This window comes from Streptomyces sp. NPDC005302 (assembly GCF_040607345.1).
Taxonomy (GTDB): Bacteria; Actinomycetota; Actinomycetes; order Streptomycetales; family Streptomycetaceae; genus Streptomyces.
In genome coordinates this window covers 157,888-175,043 of record NZ_JBEXGN010000013.1, presented here as the reverse complement: position 1 = coordinate 175,043, position 17,156 = coordinate 157,888, and the positions used below count along the sequence as shown (strand labels likewise).

The window sequence follows — 17,156 nt, the reverse complement described above, 5'->3', positions numbered from 1 at the left end:
GGTGTCAGCACGGGTGCGTCGCCGCCGCCCCCGCCGAAGGTCCGTAAGGGGGCCCTTCAATTGCGTTCAGCCGCCGCTTTCGCGGCCCCGGTGCCGTCATCCGGCTGTCGAAGGCGCGCTTCCCGACCTGATCAGGGCGTCAATACAACCCTGCCGAACACCGTGCCCGCGTCCATCGCGTGGTGGGCCAGTACCGCCTCGTCCAGCGGCAGGATCTCGTGCACGACCGTGCGCAGGTCGCCGCGTGCGGCAGCGGCGAACTGCGACGATCGCACGGCCTGTCGTTCGGATCCGGGCACCGTGTCGGAGCTGAAGGTGGCGAACGACAGTGACCTGCGGAAGGCGTCCATCAGTCGCCCGCCGAAGTCCGCCGGCGGCTGCCCGCCGACCACCCCGACAGCGACGTACCGACCGTTGGCATTCAACCTGTCGATGAAGTGGGGGAGTTGGGCGCCGCTCACGACGTCGACCACCACATCGAAGCCCGACAGGGCGTCACGGCCGCCCTCGCCGGAGCGGTCGAGGACGTGGGTCGCGCCCAGAGCCCGCAGGCGGTCGCCACGCTCCGCCGATGAGGTCGTGACCGCCACCGCGCCCGCGCCGGCCCTGGCGGCAAGCTGGACCGCGGTGATCCCGATGCTGCCCGCTGCGCCACGGACGAGCACCGTCTCGCCGGGCGCGAGACGGGCGCGGTCCAGGGCGAAATGGGCGACCACGCCGGAGCCGCCGAGAGCCACCGCGTCGGCGCCGGACAGGCCGTCCGGCAGTGGAAGGACGTCCTCGACCGCAGCGACGGCCTGCTCGGCGTACCCGCCGGACAGCCCGGTGAACGCCCACACGCGCTGCCCCATCCAGGAGGCGTCCACGCCCTCGCCCACCGCGGTGACACGTCCGGCCACCTCACTGCCCAGGAGATGGCCCTCCTGGAAGCCGTACGCGGCGAGTGTGCCTCGGCGGATCACGGCGTCCACACCGCCCACTCCGATGGCCTCCGTGGTGATCCGCACGTGACCCGGGGCAGGGACGGGCACGGGCAGATCGACGACCTCCAGGCCCTCGGGGTCTCCGAACTTCCTGATCACGACGGCTTTCATCTCTGCTCCTCGAATCGGCGAGCGGTCGGGTCGTGGTCGTCCACGACCGACCGTTCGGGGGGTGGACCCGCCTCCGTACCCCGAGGCGTCACCGCGGCACGGTGCTCGGGCGGAGGTCCCACCGCCATCGGACCGTAACGGACGCCCCCGTCCGTTTGGCTAAAGTGAGAGACCATGACCGACCGTTTGCCTCACACCACGCGCTCCGACGCCCGCGACAACCGGGCCCGCATCCTGGACGCCGCCCGAGCGGTGTTCGGCGCGGAGGGCCTCGGTATGCCTTTGCGCGAGGTCGCCCGGGAGGCAGGCGTCGGCCCCGCCACGCTGTACCGGCACTTCCCGACCAAACAGGCACTGATCGAGGGTGCCTTCAGCGAGCAGCGGGGAGCGTGTCACGCGGCGGTCCGCGACGCTCTGGCAGACCCCGACCCGTGGCACGGATTCCGGACGCTCATCGAGCGAATCTGCGAACTCCACGCGCACAGCCGGGGATTCGCCGACGCCTTCATGGCGACCTACCCCGAGGCCATGGACTTCACCGCCGACCGGGAGCAGACCCTGCGCGCGGTTGCCGACCTCTCACGGCGCGCACAGAAGGCCGGCCGGCTCCGCCCCGGCTTCGTCGTCGACGACCTGGTCCTCATGCTCATGGCCCACCGGGGCCTGCAGGACGCGCCGCCCGCCGCCCGGCTTGCGGCCTCCCGGCGCTTCGCCGCCTACGTGATCGACGCGTTCAGTGCGGCACCGGAGGCGGCAACGCGGACGCCGCTGCCGCCGGCACCACACCTGTAGCTCCGGGGGCGAGGCGAGAGGTCATGATCCGCCGGTGCTGAGCACCTCATGCGTGACCGACGAAGGAACAGGCCGTCCTTCGCCCGCGCGCCTCGCTCAGCGATCCGCCATGGGATAGGAGACGAAGGCGAACCGCCGGCTGTCGGGAGCCCAACTGCTGACGTTGAGGGTGCCCTGGCCCCCGAAGAGCGGGAAGGTGCGAAGGGGCCTCTCCCACGCATCGGTCGCGACGAGGCACACCTCGACGTGGACGTTCTCAGGGTGGCCGAGAGTGCCGGGCGGGAAGGCCACGTACGTGGCGAAGCGGCCGTCGGGGGACAGGTGCGGGAACCAGTCCACGGTGTCGGACACGACCAAGCGCTCCAGCGGCCCGCCCGCTGCGGGAAGGCGGGCGAGCTGCGCATGCCCGGGGACCGATGCGAACGCCTCGGTGTTCAGGTGGATCCACGCACCGTCGGGGGAGTACTCGGGACCGTCGACATGACCGGCGCCCGTGTCCACGAGCCGGCTCGGGCCTCCCTCCGCCGGCATGAGCGCGAGGCGCCCGCCGCCACCTGCCGTGTCGCGCGGGATGGCCACATAAGCCAGCGTCTCGCCGTCGGGGCTGACTCCGTGCAAGAAGTGGAGCAGCCCGTCGTCTCCGGTCAGACGCGTTCCGGAGCCACCGCCCAGCGGGGCGCGGTACAGGTGGCCGTCCATGCCCGACAGGAAGATGTGAGAGCCGTCGGGCGACAGAACGTGGTCGTTGTTGATCTGCGGGACACCGTGGAGGGGGATCTCCACGAGTTCGGGGGAGTCCTCCGCCAGGTCGAGCCGCCACAACCTGCCGTCGCCGTTGAGTACCAGATGGGCACTGTCAGCAGACCAGTTGGGAGCCTCCAGCAGAAGATCGGAGGTCTCGTAGGCGAGTTCGGGAGTGGAAGAGCCGGCGGCGATCCAGACGCAGGTGCGCTGCCCGCCGAGCAGCTTCCGGGGGCGCATTCCGGTGCCCTCGTCAACAGCCGTCCGGGCAGGAGCATGCGTGGCTGCGGTGGGCCGAGTGTCGGCCATGGTGATTCCCGTCCTCTCGTCGTTGCCCGGGCGGTCGTACGCCGTGCCGACGGTCCCGTCGACGGCATCCGGATCGTGCGGGCCGCCACGGTGCCGACGCTCCCGTCCGAACGAAGGCCGGTGTGCGACTCGAGGATGGTCGGCTTCGGCCGGCGACAGTGTCAAGGTGCGCCGAGGCCCAGGCGCCGGAATGGTCTTGACCAGGGCGGCCCGTGCCGTTTACGTTCGCGCTGGTCATAGGAACATGACCATGCCATCGGGGTGGGGTAGGCCATCCCGCAGGGGGGATCCATGCACTACTACACAGACGTCCTCAAGAAGTACGCGTCGTTCCAGGGGCGGGCCAGACGGAGCGAGTACTGGATGTTCGCTCTCTTCAACGTCGTCATCGCGCTGGTTCTGCTCGGTCTCGCGGCAGCGACGAAGTCGACGGTCTTCTACGTCCTCTACATCGCGTACATCCTCGCGGTGATCCTGCCGTCGCTGGGCGTCCTCGTCCGCCGGCTGCACGACACGGGCCGCTCGGGAGGCTGGTTCTTCATCAGCTTCGTGCCGTTCGTCGGCGGGCTCGTGCTGTTCATCTTCACCGTCCTGGAGGGCAACCCGGGTCCGAACGAGTACGGCCCCAACCCGAAGGGCGTGGACGCCTACCCCGGCGCGGCGGGGACGTACGCGGGCTGAGGTGCGGCGGCCGTACGCCGGGGTGGTCTCGGTGGTACGGCGTTGTCGGCCGGGTGGGTGATCCGCGCGACCGATGGGGTAGAACAATTGCCGGGTGTCCTCCGGTCACGGACGGGCACCTCTTACAGATCAGCCGGGGTTCCCGGCGCTATGCGAAGGACAGCAGTATGGCCAGCGGCACCGTGAAGTGGTTCAACGCCGAAAAGGGCTTCGGCTTCATCGAGCAGGACGGCGGCGGACCGGACGTCTTCGCCCACTACTCCAACATCTCGGGGAACGGATACCGGGAGTTGAACGAGGGTGAGCACGTCACCTTCGACGTCACCCAGGGCCAGAAGGGCCCCCAGGCGGAGAACATCGTCCGCGGCTGACGAGCACGACAACACACGGGACGACCCAGGGCTCCACGAGCCCCGGCGTTCTCCTCCCGCGTAGCGTAAGCAGGGGTCCGGCATGACGCCGGGCCCCTGCCTTGGTCCGCCGACAGCCCTTGCCTCTTCCGTGACGGAGCGAAGTGCACAGCCTCGAAACATCCGACCGGCTCCCGCCGTGCTCCCGGTGTGGCGGAGAACTCCTCGTCAGCTGCATCGCGCCGAAGAACGACGCTGTCGGCCGGCCGATCCACCTTCAGCTGTGCAGCCCGTGCGACGGAGAGAAACCGGCCGCCGGCGCCCTCCTGTTCTGGTTCGCCTCCGGCGGTGGGCACGACATGGAGCGTGGCGACGAGGGCGGGCGGTGTCTGCTGGAGTGGACGAAAGAGGCGATGGCCGAGCACGGCTGGCACTGGCAGGGAAACGATCTGGACACGGCCGTACTCGCCTCGGATCTGGAGCACGACGAGGCGAAGGCCCGCGACCTCAAGAACCCGGGCACGTCCGACGGTTGCCCCGAGAGCAACCCGCTGCGGCAGCAACGTGAGTCCCTGCTGGGCGAGTTGACGCAGACCGAACGCGAGCAGCGCGAGCAGCACTAGCGCCGTGTCCGCAAGCAGGGCGAAGACGTCACTCCAGCACCCCGGGCGACTTCCTGGCCCTCCGTAGTCGTGTCCCATGTGGGCCGACGGCCCGACGTCGTCCAGCAAGTCGGTCGTGCCGCGGGACCGCCGCGGCACCGGCCCGGCGCAGGCTCGGGCTCGTCAGTCCAGGTCGGACAGGTCGAGGACGAAGCGGTACCGGACGTCGTTGCGTTCCAGGCGTTCAAGGGCTCTGTTCACCTCGGACGACGGCAGCAGTTCGATGTCGGCGGTGATGTTGTGCCGGGCACAGAAGCGCAGCATGGCGGCGGTGGACGGGCGGCCTCCGCTGCCGGCGGAGCTGAGCTTCTTGCGACCGATGAGCAGGTCGGTGGCGTCGACCGTGACCGGTCCGAGGTGGCCCAAGTGGCTGAGTGTGCCGTCCATGGCGACCGTGCGCAGGTAGGGGGCCAGGTCGTGCGGGGCGGAGATGGTGTCGATGACGACGTCGAACCGGTCTCGGACCGCTTCCATCTGCGCGGCGTCGGTCGAGACGACGAATCCGTCCGCGCCGAGGCTGTGTGCCTCGGCGGCCTTGTCCGGCGTGCGGCTGATGACGGACGTCGTCGCACCGAGCGCGGCGGCCAGTTTGACGGCGAGGTGCCCCAGCCCTCCCAGCCCGGTCACGGCGACGGTACTGCCCGGGCCCACGCCCAGGGCCTGCAGGGGCTCCCAGACGGTGATCCCGGCGCAGAGCAAGGGAGCCGCTCCCGCAGGGTCGAGGCCCGCGGGCAGGTGGTAGGCGAACTTCTCGCGGACGACGTACTCACGGGAGTAGCCGCCCAGCGTCGTCGCTCCGTCCTGGCGATCGCTTGCGCCGTACGTCAGCGTCGGGAAGTCGCGGCAGAAGTTCTCCTGACCGGCCAGGCACATGGGGCACGTCCCGCACGAGTCGACGATGTTGCCCACGGCCACGGGGTCCCCCGGGGTGAAGTCGGTGACCGCGCTGCCGACCTCCGTCACCGTGCCCGTGAACTCGTGGCCCGGCACGAGGATCCCGTCCCCGCTGTTCTTGTGGGCGCGCAGGGCGTGCAGGTCGCTGTGGCAGACACCGCAGTAGTCCACGCGTACCGCGACGTCGTCCGGGCGCAGGTCCCGTCGCTCAAGGGTTGTGCGGCACAGGGTGTGGGTCGCGGGATCCGCCTGCCAGCCAGTTGTGGTGCGCATATCTCTCCTTAGACAAACCGTTCGGTCTATTCGAGGCTAGGCACAGTGGCCCCGATAATGCAAACAAACCAGTCTGTCTGTTACGGTGGGATCATGCCTGACCAGCCATCCAGCGCCCGTGGGGCCGCGACACACCAGCGGATCATCGACGCCGCCACACAAGAATTCGCCCAGTACGGCATCGCCGGGGCCCGCATCGAGCGCATCATCGCCGCGGCCCGGACGAACAAGGCTCAGCTCTACGGCTACTTCGGCAACAAGGAACAGCTCTTCGACGCGATCTTCTTCGCGTCGCTTGAACGCATCACCAACGTCGTCCCCATCGACGTCGAGGACCTCGCCGACTGGGCCGTGCGCCTCTACGACGAGTATCTCGCCCGCCCTGATCTGATCCGACTCGCCACCTGGGCCCGTCTGGAGCGGCGCCCTGCCGGGCATCTGGTGACGGAGCACGAGCAGTACGACGATCAGAAGCTGCACGCCATCGCCGAGGCCCAGGCCGCCGGGCGCATCAGGCAGGGCGACCCCTTCGACGTGATGGCCATGGTCATCGCCATGTCCATGGCCTGGTCGCCGGTGAGCAACGTCTACGCCGCTACGGCGACGGAACCCCCGGAAGTGCACGACCAGCGGCGCGAGTTGCTGCGCGACTGCGTTCGTCGCACGGTCGCTCCGGTATAGGTGGCGTGTGCCGCCCGGGTGAGGCGGGTGTCAGGCCCAGGTTGCTGTCGCGCCGCGAGCGCAGTGACGGCGTCAGCTTGCGAAGTGGCAGCATGTGTCGGGCCGTTCGAGGGATGGACGGATCTATATTTGCCCCGGGGGCAGCCGGTGTGTTCCAGAGGGGGGCAAGCTCTTGTCGCGACCACGACCACGACCACGATCACGATCAAGCAAAAGACGTCGAGTGGCCGTGGCGACGGCACTCTGTGCCGGGATCCTGGTCCTTCTCACCGCGTGCGGAACCCAGGTGTACGGACAGGGGGGTGAGAGGCCGGATTCGCACTCAACGGCTGAACCGATCCCCTGGACCACGATGCAGCCCTCCGCGGTCACCGGAGTCCGTCTCGGCGCGGACCACCGAACGCTCTTTCTCAAGACGCAGGTGCCCAGCGGCGCCCGTGCGTGCGTTCGCAAGCTCAAGGCGGTGCTCACCGACCCGGCGACGGACCTCGTGCGGGTTCAGGTCACCTTCACCTCGCCCTCGGGGGACCGGGCTTCCGGATGTACCAAAGAGAGCACGGCCACGGCCCAGGTGAGGTTGCCCGAGCCGCTGGGCGACCGAGACGTGATCGTCGACAACTACACGCACTTCACCGCAGACGGAGCCAAGCCGCCCGCACTGCGTCTGTGCGGGAAGCTGGGGTGCACACCGGCGGCCACCGGCTGCACAGCAGCCTCGTACGACCAGGCGTTGATGGAGGTTGGGGCCCCCGAGCACACCTACCGGAACTCGGAGAAGTGTGACGGTAAGTGGCTCGTACTGGACTTCTCCTGGCGCACGGGCCCGGCTTGCGGAGACTCGACGGACCCGGCCTGTTCGTCGCGGCTGGGTGACCGCTGGTTCTTCCGTGCGAAGAAATCCGGCTGGGAGCCGATCATCCGTACCTCGGCCGGAGGCTGCGAGGATGTGCGGCGCAAGGAGCCTGCCTTCCCGACCACGCTGTGCGAGTCGCTGGCCCCACTGCCTCCCTCACTGCACCCGACCTACCCGCCATCGTCGCCTTCCCCGTCGCCTGACACCTCCGGGTAGTCAGGTGGGGGTGACTGTCGCCGGCGGTGCTCGGACGGGGGCTCCGCGCATCTTTGCTGCCAGCGGGTGAGTCCGCCGGTGACGTCATCGAGCGAGTGATACCACTCGCCTTCACCCGATGTGCCGTGCCGGATGACACCAGGCCGGCCTGGATCCCGGCAAAGGTCGTAGCCGTGCAGGTGCTGAAGGGCGGTTGTGACCAAGGGGTCCTCGAAGGCAGCGAGTGCCCCTTCGCCCTCCACCCAGGGAGCCGCCCACGCATGCATCTCTTCACGGGTCACCTTTCCCTCGGCCAGTGCACGCCACTGAGCAGCCACTTCCAAGCGGCCAGGCGAGGGTGGCGTCGCGTCCGGATTGCTCATGAAGCCACCCTCTCAGCCGAGCAGCCAAAGCGGCCACACCAATTCGCCTCAGATCGGTCGGACAGTTCAAGGGCCTGTCTGACGATTGATCGCCGAGCGGGGATGTGCGTGCCGGTCCCATCGCCTTGCTGTCCTGACGCCGGACGGTGATTCTGATCAGGTGCCAGGACATGGGAAAAGAAGGCGGCGGCAGGAGGACGCGCGACAGCGGCTTGCTGCTCGCACCGCGCCGGACGCGGGACAGTGGGAAGTGGTCGTTGAGACTCAGGACCAGGCGGAGATGCGTATGAGGTTGCGCCGTCTTGGGGAGTCGGGAGTCGACGGTTCAATGATCCGGATCGACACGCTGTGCGGGCGCCTGGCCCTGCCGACCACCTACCGGCTGAGCCGATTCGTGACGGACCCCGCTCGGGAGTCCGAGCACGAGCACTCTGATAGTTGTTTTTGCGGCAGCAGGTCGAGGTGAGTTGACGGAAGCGGCGTGGGGAGCGAAAAGAGCCCCTGTTGCTGCCGCTTGATGGGCGTGGTCGTCCATGGCGTGATCACCGGCTGGTGGTGAATGGGGTGCTGCTTCCTCGACAGCATCCGCATCCCGCGCTCTGTTATGGGCCGACCTCGCACGACACCGACGCGGGGTACTGGGCGGCAAAGCGAATTCTGGCTGGTGATACGCCATCTGCCGCGGCGCCGGGGCATCGTTGCCACGATCCCCGAACGCCGCGACCAGATGACGAACCGCCGGCGACGTGGAACCCATGGCGGTCGCACACCCACCCTCAACATGGGCGTCTACCGCGCTCGCAACGTGGTCGAACGACACTTCGCCCATATTTAGCAGTTCAGTAGAATCGCGGCAAGTTCGACAAGCTTGCCGATCGCTACTGGGCTGGAATCGTCGTGACAGCCCCAGCTTGCCGGAGTCCCGTCAGGTGAGGACGCCGATCCCGTGCTGCATGCCGTCCGCTGGGAGGAACCGGCCCAGGACTACGAGCTCTAGCGACGCGACAACCGCCGACCAGGGCATCTATGCCGAATCGAGACCCCGCTCGCCGCAACTTCCGGGCCGTCCCATGCTGTCCTGTGGGCAGAGTTCGCGGCCGCTCGCACGGTGGCCGTGAGTCATGGTCACGCGGGGCGGGCCGGTGGCTTCCTCGGTCGAGATAAGGATGGGTCATGCCCGGTCTCAGACGTACGTCGGTGATGGCGCTCGCCGGCGGGATCATGGTGCTGACGGGGTGCCAGGGTCCGACGGACAGCGCTTCGGCAAGCCCCGCGAACTCCTCCAAGGACGCCTCCGTTTCAGCGGCCGTGAGGGCAGACGGCTCGGCCCCGGCCACGTCACTCTCGTCGGGTCCCGCAGGCACACCCACGCCGTCACATGTTGCCGCCGGCGCTGACCGGGCCGGGGAAACCGCTCCCTCCGGGGCCGGCCACGCTCCCTCGGCGGTCCCCGGCTGCCGCAACCTGACCGCGAGCGCCGAGGTGAAGGCCGCCGTGACCCGGGCCTACCGGCAGAGAGTCCACTTCGCACACATCGAGCCGGTGCCGCACGGCTTCTTCTACGGCGAGTGCGGCACCGTCCGATACGCGGCCACCCGCTTCCTGGCCGTCGACGGTGCGACGTACGAGGAACTCGTGGGCATGCAGGACGAGGGAAGCGCGACCAAGTACTTCCGGAACTCCGGCGACGGCTGGGCCTACGTCGCGAGCGACGGCTTCCCCGCCGGAGCGCACGGCTGCGGCGACATCCCGGCCATTCCCGACGCCCTGGCCGGCGCCTGGAAGGACTGCTCGGTCGCGCCGTGAACCGGACGTACGGGGCCCGCTGCGGACGACGCTCTCGGCGCGGCGCCGAGCCCGCTGACCCAGCCTGTTCGATCGCCGTGGCGCGTCGGCCCTCGCGCGATGAAGCGTCATGGTGTCGAGACGCCGAGGTGTCGACCATCGCCGCCCTCGACGTGACCGACAGCGGAACCCTGTTGGTGGCCTGGTCATCCAGGTGAGGTCAACTACCCTGCGGGTCGGCCGAGTCGGCTGACGGTCACCGTTCTCCCGCTGCAACTGCGGTGCGCCTGGGCGGCCCGTCTCACATGTTTACCAAGCCGCTGACGTAACGACGTAAGCAGCGTTCCGCGGCGCGTGTGTGTCGCCGTTGCGACATGTCCCACCTGTGCCAGTGGATTCTCGTGACACCCGGCTCGCGATCACCGGATTCTGTCAACCGGGTGAACAGAAGCCTGTGTTCGATGAAAGGCACGAGACTGATGAGACGTTTCCGCCTGATGGCGGCAATATCGGCGGGGCTGGCCCTGACGGCCGGGGCGGTGGCACCGGTGTCCGCCGGCACGGACGCCGCCCGGCCGGCCAAGGTGTCGCCCCGAACCACCGCGGGTGCGACGGTACGGCTGATCACCGGTGACAGTGTGACGGTCGGGTCGTCGGCGGACGGGAAGCAGGTCGCTTCCGTCGAGCCGGGCCCGGGACGGCGCCGCATCCTCTTCCGGACCTTCGAACACGACGGGCATCTGACGGTCCTTCCCTCGGACGCCGGGGACCTGGTCGCGTCGGGCCGGCTCGACCGTAATCTCTTCGACGTGACGGCCCTTGTCGCCCAGCACTACGACGCGGCTCACACCCGGGCCCTTCCGCTCATCGTCAGCCGGCCCGCCGGCGTCGAGGCCTCGGCCGTGCGCCGGCTCACGGCGTTCGCCGCGGACGAGTCGCCGGTCCGGCGACTCGACAGCATCGGCGCCCACGCGGTGCGGGTACCGGACGGCGACCTCGGCACCTTCTGGAAGGACGTCACCGACGGGGGCGCCGACGGCCGGATGAGCTCCTCGGAACTCAAGACCACCCCGCGGGTGTGGCTCGACGGCCGGGTGACCGCCGTGCTCGACCGCAGCACGGCCCAGATCGGGGCGCCGGCCGTCTGGGACGCCGGATATCACGGCGAAGGTGTCAAGGTCGCCGTGCTGGACACCGGGGTGGACCAGACCCACCCGGATCTCGCCGGCAGGATCGCGGAGGCACAGGACTTCTCCGGCAGCGCGGGCACGAACGACGTCTTCGGCCACGGCACCCATGTGGCGTCGATCGTCGGCGGGACCGGTGCCGCGTCAGGGGGAACGCGTAAGGGAGTTGCGCCGGCTGCGCAGTTGCTGGTCGGCAAGGTCCTCGGGGACGACGGGTTCGGCAGCGAGTCGCAGGTCATCGCGGGCATGGAGTGGGCCACGGCGCACGGCGCCAAGGTGGTCAGCATGAGCCTCGGTTCGGACGAGGCCACCGACGGCACCGACCCGATGAGCCTGGCGGTGAACGAGCTCAGCGAGCGCACCGGCGCCCTGTTCGTGGTGGCCGCGGGCAACAGCGGCGAGCAGGGCCAAGGGAGCGTCGGCTCGCCCGGCGCGGCGGACGCCGCCCTGACAGTCGGAGCCGTGGACCGGGACGACTCCCTCGCACCGTTCTCCAGCCGCGGCCCCCGCGTGGGGGACGGCGCCGTCAAGCCGGATGTGACGGCGCCCGGCGTCGGTATCGTCGCGGCGCGGGCGGCGGGGACCACCATGGGTGACCCCGTGGACGCGAACTACACAGCGGCCTCCGGTACTTCGATGGCCACTCCCCATGTGGCCGGCGCCGCCGCGCTGCTCGCCCAGCGTCATCCCGACTGGACGGGGGCCCGGCTCAAGGACGCCCTGACGAGTACGGCACACACCGTGTCGGGACAGGAGGTCAGCGAGCAGGGCGGCGGTCGTATCGATCTGCCGGCTGCCGTACTGGGCCCCGTGACGGCCACCGGTGGAGTCACGCTGGGTTCCTTCGAGACCGGATCGGGCGATGCCCGTACGGTCCCCCTCCGTTACACCAACAGCTCCGACGCTGAGGTCACTCTCGCACTGGCCGTGCGACTGACGACCCAGGGTGGCACGGCCCCGGGGGACGGAGCGGTGCGGCTCGGCGCCGACTCGGTGCGGGTTCCGGCCCACAGCACGGTGGAGGTTCCCCTCACCGTCGACCCGGGGAAGGCCCGGCAGGGCAAGTACTACGGGTACGTGACGGCCGCGTCCTCGGACGGGAAGGCCGCCGCGCACACCACGCTCAGTCTGGTCGTGCACGGTCCGATACACCGGATCACCGTCAGGACGTACGACAAGGACGGCCGGCGCGTCCAGGCGCTGCCCACCATCTGGGGCGCTGACGGCTTCGTCGGATACACGGATCGTGACAACGCTGTCGCCGAAGTCGAGGAAGGCGTCTACCAACTGGACTACGCCGCCATCGACAAGGCGAGCGACGGCGACGAGCTGCGCCAGGTCGTCCTGCCCCAGGTCGAGGTGACCAAGGACAGGACCGTCACCCTGGACGCGCGGAACACCACACCGGTCACCATCCGCACGCCCAAGCCGGCCGAACAGCGCGGCATCTTCAGCTACCAGACGTACCGCGAGCTCGACGGCCACAGCCTGACCGCGGGCACCATGTACTTCGACGTCGCGAAACGGCTCTACGTGAGTCCCACCGACGCCGTCACGAAGGGAACGTTCGAGTTCTCCTCCCGCTGGCAGCTCGTGGCGCCGCTCCTCACCATGAAGGTCCCCGGAACGAAGCCGGCCCCGGACGCCTACTACATGCCCGCGTCGCCGCTGTTCGGTGACGGCGGAGCGACCCTGACCGCGGTCGACGCGGGCGACGCGGCCCACCCTTCGTTCACCCACGCCCGGGGCCGCCTGGCGCTGGTGACCAACAACGACGGCGTGGACGAGCGGGAGTTGGCTCAGAAGGCCGCGCACGCCGGTGTCCGGGCACTGATGCTGGTGCACTTCAGCGACATCGGCTGGACGCGCTGGTCACCTGTGGGCGATCGGTGGGCCGTTCCGACCGTGCGCGTCGGAGCGAGCGCCGGGGCGCAGCTGGCGGCACGGGCTCGCGCGCACCCGACGACGGTGAAGTTCTCCGGCACGGCCGCGAGCCCCTACCTGTACGACGTCATGCAGGTCTCGAAGCAGCGCATTCCCCAGCACGTCGAGTACACCGTCTCCGAGCGCAACAGCGCTGTCGTCCGGACCGCCTACGCCGACAACGGAGGCGGCGGCTGGGCCAGTGAACAGCGGTTCGGCAGGCGTCCGTACCAGGACACGGCCTGGCTGCAGTACACCCGCTTCGTGCCGACGGGCTTCGCACGGACCGAGTACATCAGCGCGGACGACACCAGCTGGCAGCATCTCGTCCACCACACCACGACGTTCGATGTCGACATGCCGCTCGCCGTCGGCCTGCGGGACGCACCCCGTACCTACAAGGCAGGCACCCACGCGCAGGAGGCCTGGCAGGGAGCGGTCGTCAGGCCGTCGATCCCGGCCCACTTCGCGACACCCACCGTGCGCGATGGCAATCAACTTCGCCTGCGCATCCCGGAGTTCACCGACTCGGGAGAGGGGCACTGGTCACGCCTGCTGGAGTCCGGGGACGGAGGCATCGGAACCTCCGCCGCCGCACCGGCCGGAGACAGCGCCGCCGGGCAGCTCTACCGGGACGGCGTGAAGTTCGGGGAGATAGGCGGCGCCTGGACCGATGTCGAGGTACCGGCGGCCCCCGCGACGTACCGACTGGACCTGTCGACGGCACGCTCTTCGAAGGAGTGGAAGTACGGAACGGCCACCGCGACCTCCTGGACGTTCCGTTCGGTTGGGACGGCGAAGGCCACACCCCTCCCGTTGCTTCAACTCGACTACGACGTACCCGTGGACGCGCACAACAGCGTCCGCTCCGCGCCGACGACGACGATCGGCGTGAAGGTCCGCGCCCAGGACGGGCTGCGAGTCCCGCGCGGCGTGGACGTCCGCGTCGAGACCTCGTACGACGACGGCCGCACCTGGACGCGGGCGAAGGTACGGGGCCGTGGTGGCAACGCCTTTGACGCCCAGGTCGGACGCCCGTCGTCTGTTCGCGGGACGACGTACGTGACCCTGCGGGTCACTGCCACGGCCGACGACGGAACCAGCGTGCGGCAGACGGTCCAGCGCGCCTACTCCGTGCGCGGCTGACGGAGGCGAAGTGGGGCGGATGACGGCAATCGGCGTCATCCGCCCCACTTGAGTGAACTCCCGCCCGTAGTACAGTGTTCAACAGTCGCAGCCGCTGGTGTCGGGGAGGGCGGCCGTGTCGCTGGAACCCGCCGGGATGTCACCGGCAGAAGAAGCCGTCTACCGCATGCTCGTCCTCTCAGGGCGCGTCAGCGCCGCAGACGTCGCCGCGCGGTCGGGCCTCGGCCGGCCTGAAGCCGCCGAGATCCTTGACGCGCTCACCGCCGCGGGGCTGGCCAGCCACACGGATGGAACACCCCGCCACTTCAGAGCCGCTCCGCCCGACGTGGCTCTGCTGCCCCGCCTGAAGCGGAGCGCCGAAGCACTGGATCTCGCTCGCAGCGAGGCGGCGCAACTCATCGAGACGTACCAGGAGACGCTGCGTCGGCACGACGCGAGTCAACTCCTGGAAGTCATCACCGGAGCCGAGGCGCTGCGCCAGCAACTGCGGCAGATCCAGAGCAGCGCGCAGGACGAGATGCTCTGGTTCTGCAAGGCCGAGTACGTGGCCATGCCCTCCGGCAGCAACGCCGAGGAGTTCGAGGCACTCGCGCGCGGCGTCCGGTACCGCGTGCTCTACGAGAAGGCGTTCTTCGACGACGAGGGAGCAGTCGACAACGTGGTCGCGGGGGTTCGCGCCGGCGAGATCGCCCGGTCGGCTCCCCAACTGCCCCTGCGCCTGGCCATCGCGGACCGATCCGTCGCCATCTTCCCCCTCGTGCCGGGAGGTCCTTCCGGGAGCACGGGTGAGCCGACCACCGCACTGGTCAGGGACAGCAACCTGCTGAGCGCGCTGATCGCGTTGTTCGAGCGCTACTGGCAGGACGCGGTCCCTCTGCGCGTGGATGACAGCGGGCTCGCGGTGGGTACCGACGACGGTGGGACACCGTCCCCGCTGACCCCTGTCGACCGGAAGCTGCTGTCCCTGCTGGTGGCGGGGGTGACCGACAAGGCGATCGCGTCGCAGCTCGGACTGAGCCGGCGTACCGTGCAGCGGCACATCCAACGCATGATGGAGCTCGCGGGCGCGGAAACGCGCATGCAGCTCGCCTGGCAAGCCGCACGGCGTGCCTGGCTGTGAGGACGGCGTGACGGCAGCAGTCGGCCGGATCACCGGCGCACCCGGTCGGCCCGATCGACCGTGCCCGAACTGAGTCCCACGACGGGCGGAGCTGCTGATTGGATGGGCCCATGCCTGGATTCGTGACGACCCTGACCGTGTTCGTCGGTGGAGCGGTGATGGCGGCTCTTCATCTCAACAAGCAGCAACGCGACACCACGGCCCACCTCATCGACGGTCGGCGGATCAAGGTCGTGTGCATGGTGAAGGGGCCCCACACCTCTCGATGGACACGGGGGCACTTCGTCATCGAGTCCGGGAGCTGGACCTGGGAGCCCGGTGCGCGGCAGGACCTGCCGTTCATGCTGCCCTCTGACGCGCGGCCGGAGCGTATGCGTCCTCCGGCTCAGGGGGAGGGCCGCCTGAATCATCGGTTCCTGGTGATGGAATGCACCTCCTCCGAGGGCGATGTCCGCATAGCCGCGCTTCATGGGCAGGTTGAGCACGTGTTCATGGCCCTGACCCGTGGATGACCAGGGCGAGTAGGGCGAGAAGCTCAGCGAGCTGTCCTGTGACTGCCTCTTCGCGAACTTGTACTTGGCCGAGGGGATGAGGGTGGTCGGCCAGGTGTCCGTCCCGGCGCATGATCGGATCGGATCGCGGCGATCGGGTGCGGCCTGGGTTGTACCCGGCAGGGTGGAAGTCGAAAGGAGGCCTCATGATCTCGGCACTCAACCGGCTCGTCGGTCTCGTGGAGGAGCACCTCGCCGAGGACCTCGACGTGCGAGGACTGGCCCGGGGGCTCGGCACGACGGAGTACCACCTGCGCCGCATGTTCTCGTCGTTGGCCGGCATGCCGCTGTCGGAGTACGTGCGCCGACGCCGTATGACCGTCGCCGCCGCCGATGTGGTCCGAGGCGAGGACGATCTGCTGAGTATCGCCGTCCGGCACGGATACGGCTCGACCGAGGCGTTCGGTCGCGCGTTCCGTGCTGTCCACGGCGCCGGGCTCAGTGACGTGCGCCGCGACGGAGGCCCCTTGCGGACACAACCGAAGCTCAGGTTCCACCTGACCGTCGAAGGGAGCATCCCCATGGACACCCGCCTCGTCGACCGCCCCGCTTTCCGGCTGGTCGGACACGCCGCCCGGGTACCGCTCATCCACCAGGGCGTCAACCCGCACATCCAGCAGCACATCGCCGCACTGCCGCAGGAGGCGCATGCCCGGCTCAAGGCCCTCGGCGACGCCGAACCGGCGGGCCTCCTCCAGGTCAGTGACGACGTCGACCCCGACGCGACGGAGGGAACCGAACTGACATACCTCCATGGGGTCGCCATGTCCCGGGACACGGCGGTGCCCGACGACCTCGACGCCATCGAGGTGCCGGCCGGCAAGTGGGCGGTGTTCAGCACGGCTGGACCGTTTCCGCAGGCTCTGCAGACAACCTGGGCCGCGACCGCGACCGAGTGGTTCCCCTCCAACCCGTGGCGACTCCGGCCAGGCCCCTCGATCGTCGCGTTGCTCGACCGCGCGGCCGACTTCGACGCGGCGACCTGTGAACTGTGGCTACCGGTCGAACCGGCGTGATGGGGCGTGGTCGGGGGGCAGGTGGTGGACATCGGCTGCTTCAGCCGTCGGCGGCGGTCCAGCGAGCGCGCCGCCGTACCCAGCGCCCGACCATCGTGTCCGCCCCGAGCTGCGGACAAAACGCGGCGGCCCCGTCCTCCCGTTGAGGGGAGGGCGGGGCCGTTTCGCCGGGGGAGCGGAGGTGTGGTCAGGCGTGGCGGCGGTTTCCGGTGATGACCCGGTAGAGGGCCAGCAGGATGAGCGAGCCGACGATGGCGGCGATCCAGGTGGACAGGTCGAAGAAGCCGTCGATGGAGTCCACGCCGAAGATGACCTTGCCGAGCCAGCCGCCGAGGAGACCTCCCGCGATACCGATGAGCATCGTGATGATGATGCCGCCCGGGTCCTTGCCGGGCATGAGCGCCTTGGCGATGATGCCCGCGAGCAGACCGATGAGTATCCAGGCGATGATGCCCATGATGTGTGTCTCCTACCTGGTCGTATAAAGGCTGTGTCAGAGACTCCGTGTGTTCCGTGTCAG

Annotated in this window: 15 protein-coding genes; 11 read left to right on the top strand and 4 right to left on the bottom strand. The window is 69.2% G+C overall.

Annotated elements, in window-relative coordinates:
- Positions 1 to 131: 131 nt before the first annotated feature.
- Positions 132 to 1,094: a zinc-dependent alcohol dehydrogenase family protein gene (locus tag ABZT74_RS21055; protein WP_356437004.1), complete on the bottom strand. Its 963-nt coding sequence runs from the start codon at positions 1,092 to 1,094 to the stop codon at positions 132 to 134.
- Positions 1,095 to 1,268: 174 nt separating this feature from the next.
- Between ABZT74_RS21055 and ABZT74_RS21050 the strand changes: the two genes are divergently transcribed.
- Positions 1,269 to 1,886 carry a helix-turn-helix domain-containing protein gene (locus ABZT74_RS21050; RefSeq protein ID WP_356437001.1) on the top strand — a complete coding sequence of 206 codons (618 nt, stop codon included), beginning with the start codon at positions 1,269 to 1,271 and terminating at the stop codon, positions 1,884 to 1,886.
- Positions 1,887 to 1,982: 96 nt separating this feature from the next.
- On the opposite strand, the gene ABZT74_RS21045 is transcribed toward ABZT74_RS21050, so the two are convergent.
- Positions 1,983 to 2,936 (bottom strand): hypothetical protein, encoded by a 954-nt coding sequence (locus ABZT74_RS21045; protein WP_356436998.1) that lies wholly within the window; start codon positions 2,934 to 2,936, stop codon positions 1,983 to 1,985.
- Between the two features lie 291 nt (positions 2,937 to 3,227).
- Between ABZT74_RS21045 and ABZT74_RS21040 the strand changes: the two genes are divergently transcribed.
- The 3 genes from ABZT74_RS21040 (at position 3,228) to ABZT74_RS21030 (ending at position 4,590) form a co-directional block, all read left to right on the top strand.
- The gene (locus ABZT74_RS21040; RefSeq protein ID WP_356436995.1) at positions 3,228 to 3,617 is read left to right on the top strand and encodes a DUF805 domain-containing protein; all 390 of its coding nucleotides are present in this window, start codon (positions 3,228 to 3,230) and stop codon (positions 3,615 to 3,617) included.
- Between the two features lie 167 nt (positions 3,618 to 3,784).
- On the top strand, positions 3,785 to 3,988 hold the full coding sequence (locus ABZT74_RS21035) for a cold-shock protein (protein WP_355311703.1): 204 nt from the start codon (positions 3,785 to 3,787) through the stop codon (positions 3,986 to 3,988).
- 143 nt (positions 3,989 to 4,131) lie between these two features.
- Positions 4,132 to 4,590: a DUF6300 family protein gene (locus ABZT74_RS21030; protein ID WP_356436992.1), complete on the top strand. Its 459-nt coding sequence runs from the start codon at positions 4,132 to 4,134 to the stop codon at positions 4,588 to 4,590.
- A 162-nt stretch (positions 4,591 to 4,752) separates the two neighbouring features.
- Here the strand turns inward: ABZT74_RS21030 and ABZT74_RS21025 are convergent, their stop codons facing one another.
- On the bottom strand, positions 4,753 to 5,796 hold the full coding sequence (locus ABZT74_RS21025) for an NAD(P)-dependent alcohol dehydrogenase (RefSeq protein WP_356436989.1): 1,044 nt from the start codon (positions 5,794 to 5,796) through the stop codon (positions 4,753 to 4,755).
- Positions 5,797 to 5,889: 93 nt separating this feature from the next.
- On the opposite strand from ABZT74_RS21025, the gene ABZT74_RS21020 reads away from it, so the two are divergent.
- From ABZT74_RS21020 to ABZT74_RS20990, 7 genes are all read left to right on the top strand, one after another.
- Complete coding sequence (locus ABZT74_RS21020; RefSeq protein ID WP_356436986.1) at positions 5,890 to 6,477, top strand: TetR family transcriptional regulator; 588 nt, start codon at positions 5,890 to 5,892, stop codon at positions 6,475 to 6,477.
- Positions 6,478 to 6,706: 229 nt separating this feature from the next.
- Complete coding sequence (locus ABZT74_RS21015; RefSeq protein WP_356436983.1) at positions 6,707 to 7,546, top strand: hypothetical protein; 840 nt, start codon at positions 6,707 to 6,709, stop codon at positions 7,544 to 7,546.
- A 1,535-nt stretch (positions 7,547 to 9,081) separates the two neighbouring features.
- Complete coding sequence (locus ABZT74_RS21010) at positions 9,082 to 9,714, top strand: hypothetical protein (RefSeq protein ID WP_356436980.1); 633 nt, start codon at positions 9,082 to 9,084, stop codon at positions 9,712 to 9,714.
- Between the two features lie 458 nt (positions 9,715 to 10,172).
- Positions 10,173 to 13,949 (top strand): S8 family serine peptidase, encoded by a 3,777-nt coding sequence (locus tag ABZT74_RS21005; protein ID WP_356436977.1) that lies wholly within the window; start codon positions 10,173 to 10,175, stop codon positions 13,947 to 13,949.
- Positions 13,950 to 14,064: 115 nt separating this feature from the next.
- Positions 14,065 to 15,069 carry a helix-turn-helix domain-containing protein gene (locus ABZT74_RS21000; protein ID WP_356436974.1) on the top strand — a complete coding sequence of 335 codons (1,005 nt, stop codon included), beginning with the start codon at positions 14,065 to 14,067 and terminating at the stop codon, positions 15,067 to 15,069.
- Between the two features lie 122 nt (positions 15,070 to 15,191).
- Complete coding sequence (locus ABZT74_RS20995; protein WP_356172604.1) at positions 15,192 to 15,581, top strand: hypothetical protein; 390 nt, start codon at positions 15,192 to 15,194, stop codon at positions 15,579 to 15,581.
- Between the two features lie 185 nt (positions 15,582 to 15,766).
- Positions 15,767 to 16,636: an AraC family transcriptional regulator gene (locus ABZT74_RS20990; RefSeq protein ID WP_356436971.1), complete on the top strand. Its 870-nt coding sequence runs from the start codon at positions 15,767 to 15,769 to the stop codon at positions 16,634 to 16,636.
- Positions 16,637 to 16,823: 187 nt separating this feature from the next.
- On the opposite strand, the gene ABZT74_RS20985 is transcribed toward ABZT74_RS20990, so the two are convergent.
- On the bottom strand, positions 16,824 to 17,093 hold the full coding sequence (locus ABZT74_RS20985) for a GlsB/YeaQ/YmgE family stress response membrane protein (RefSeq protein ID WP_328446023.1): 270 nt from the start codon (positions 17,091 to 17,093) through the stop codon (positions 16,824 to 16,826).
- Positions 17,094 to 17,156: the final 63 nt, after the last annotated feature.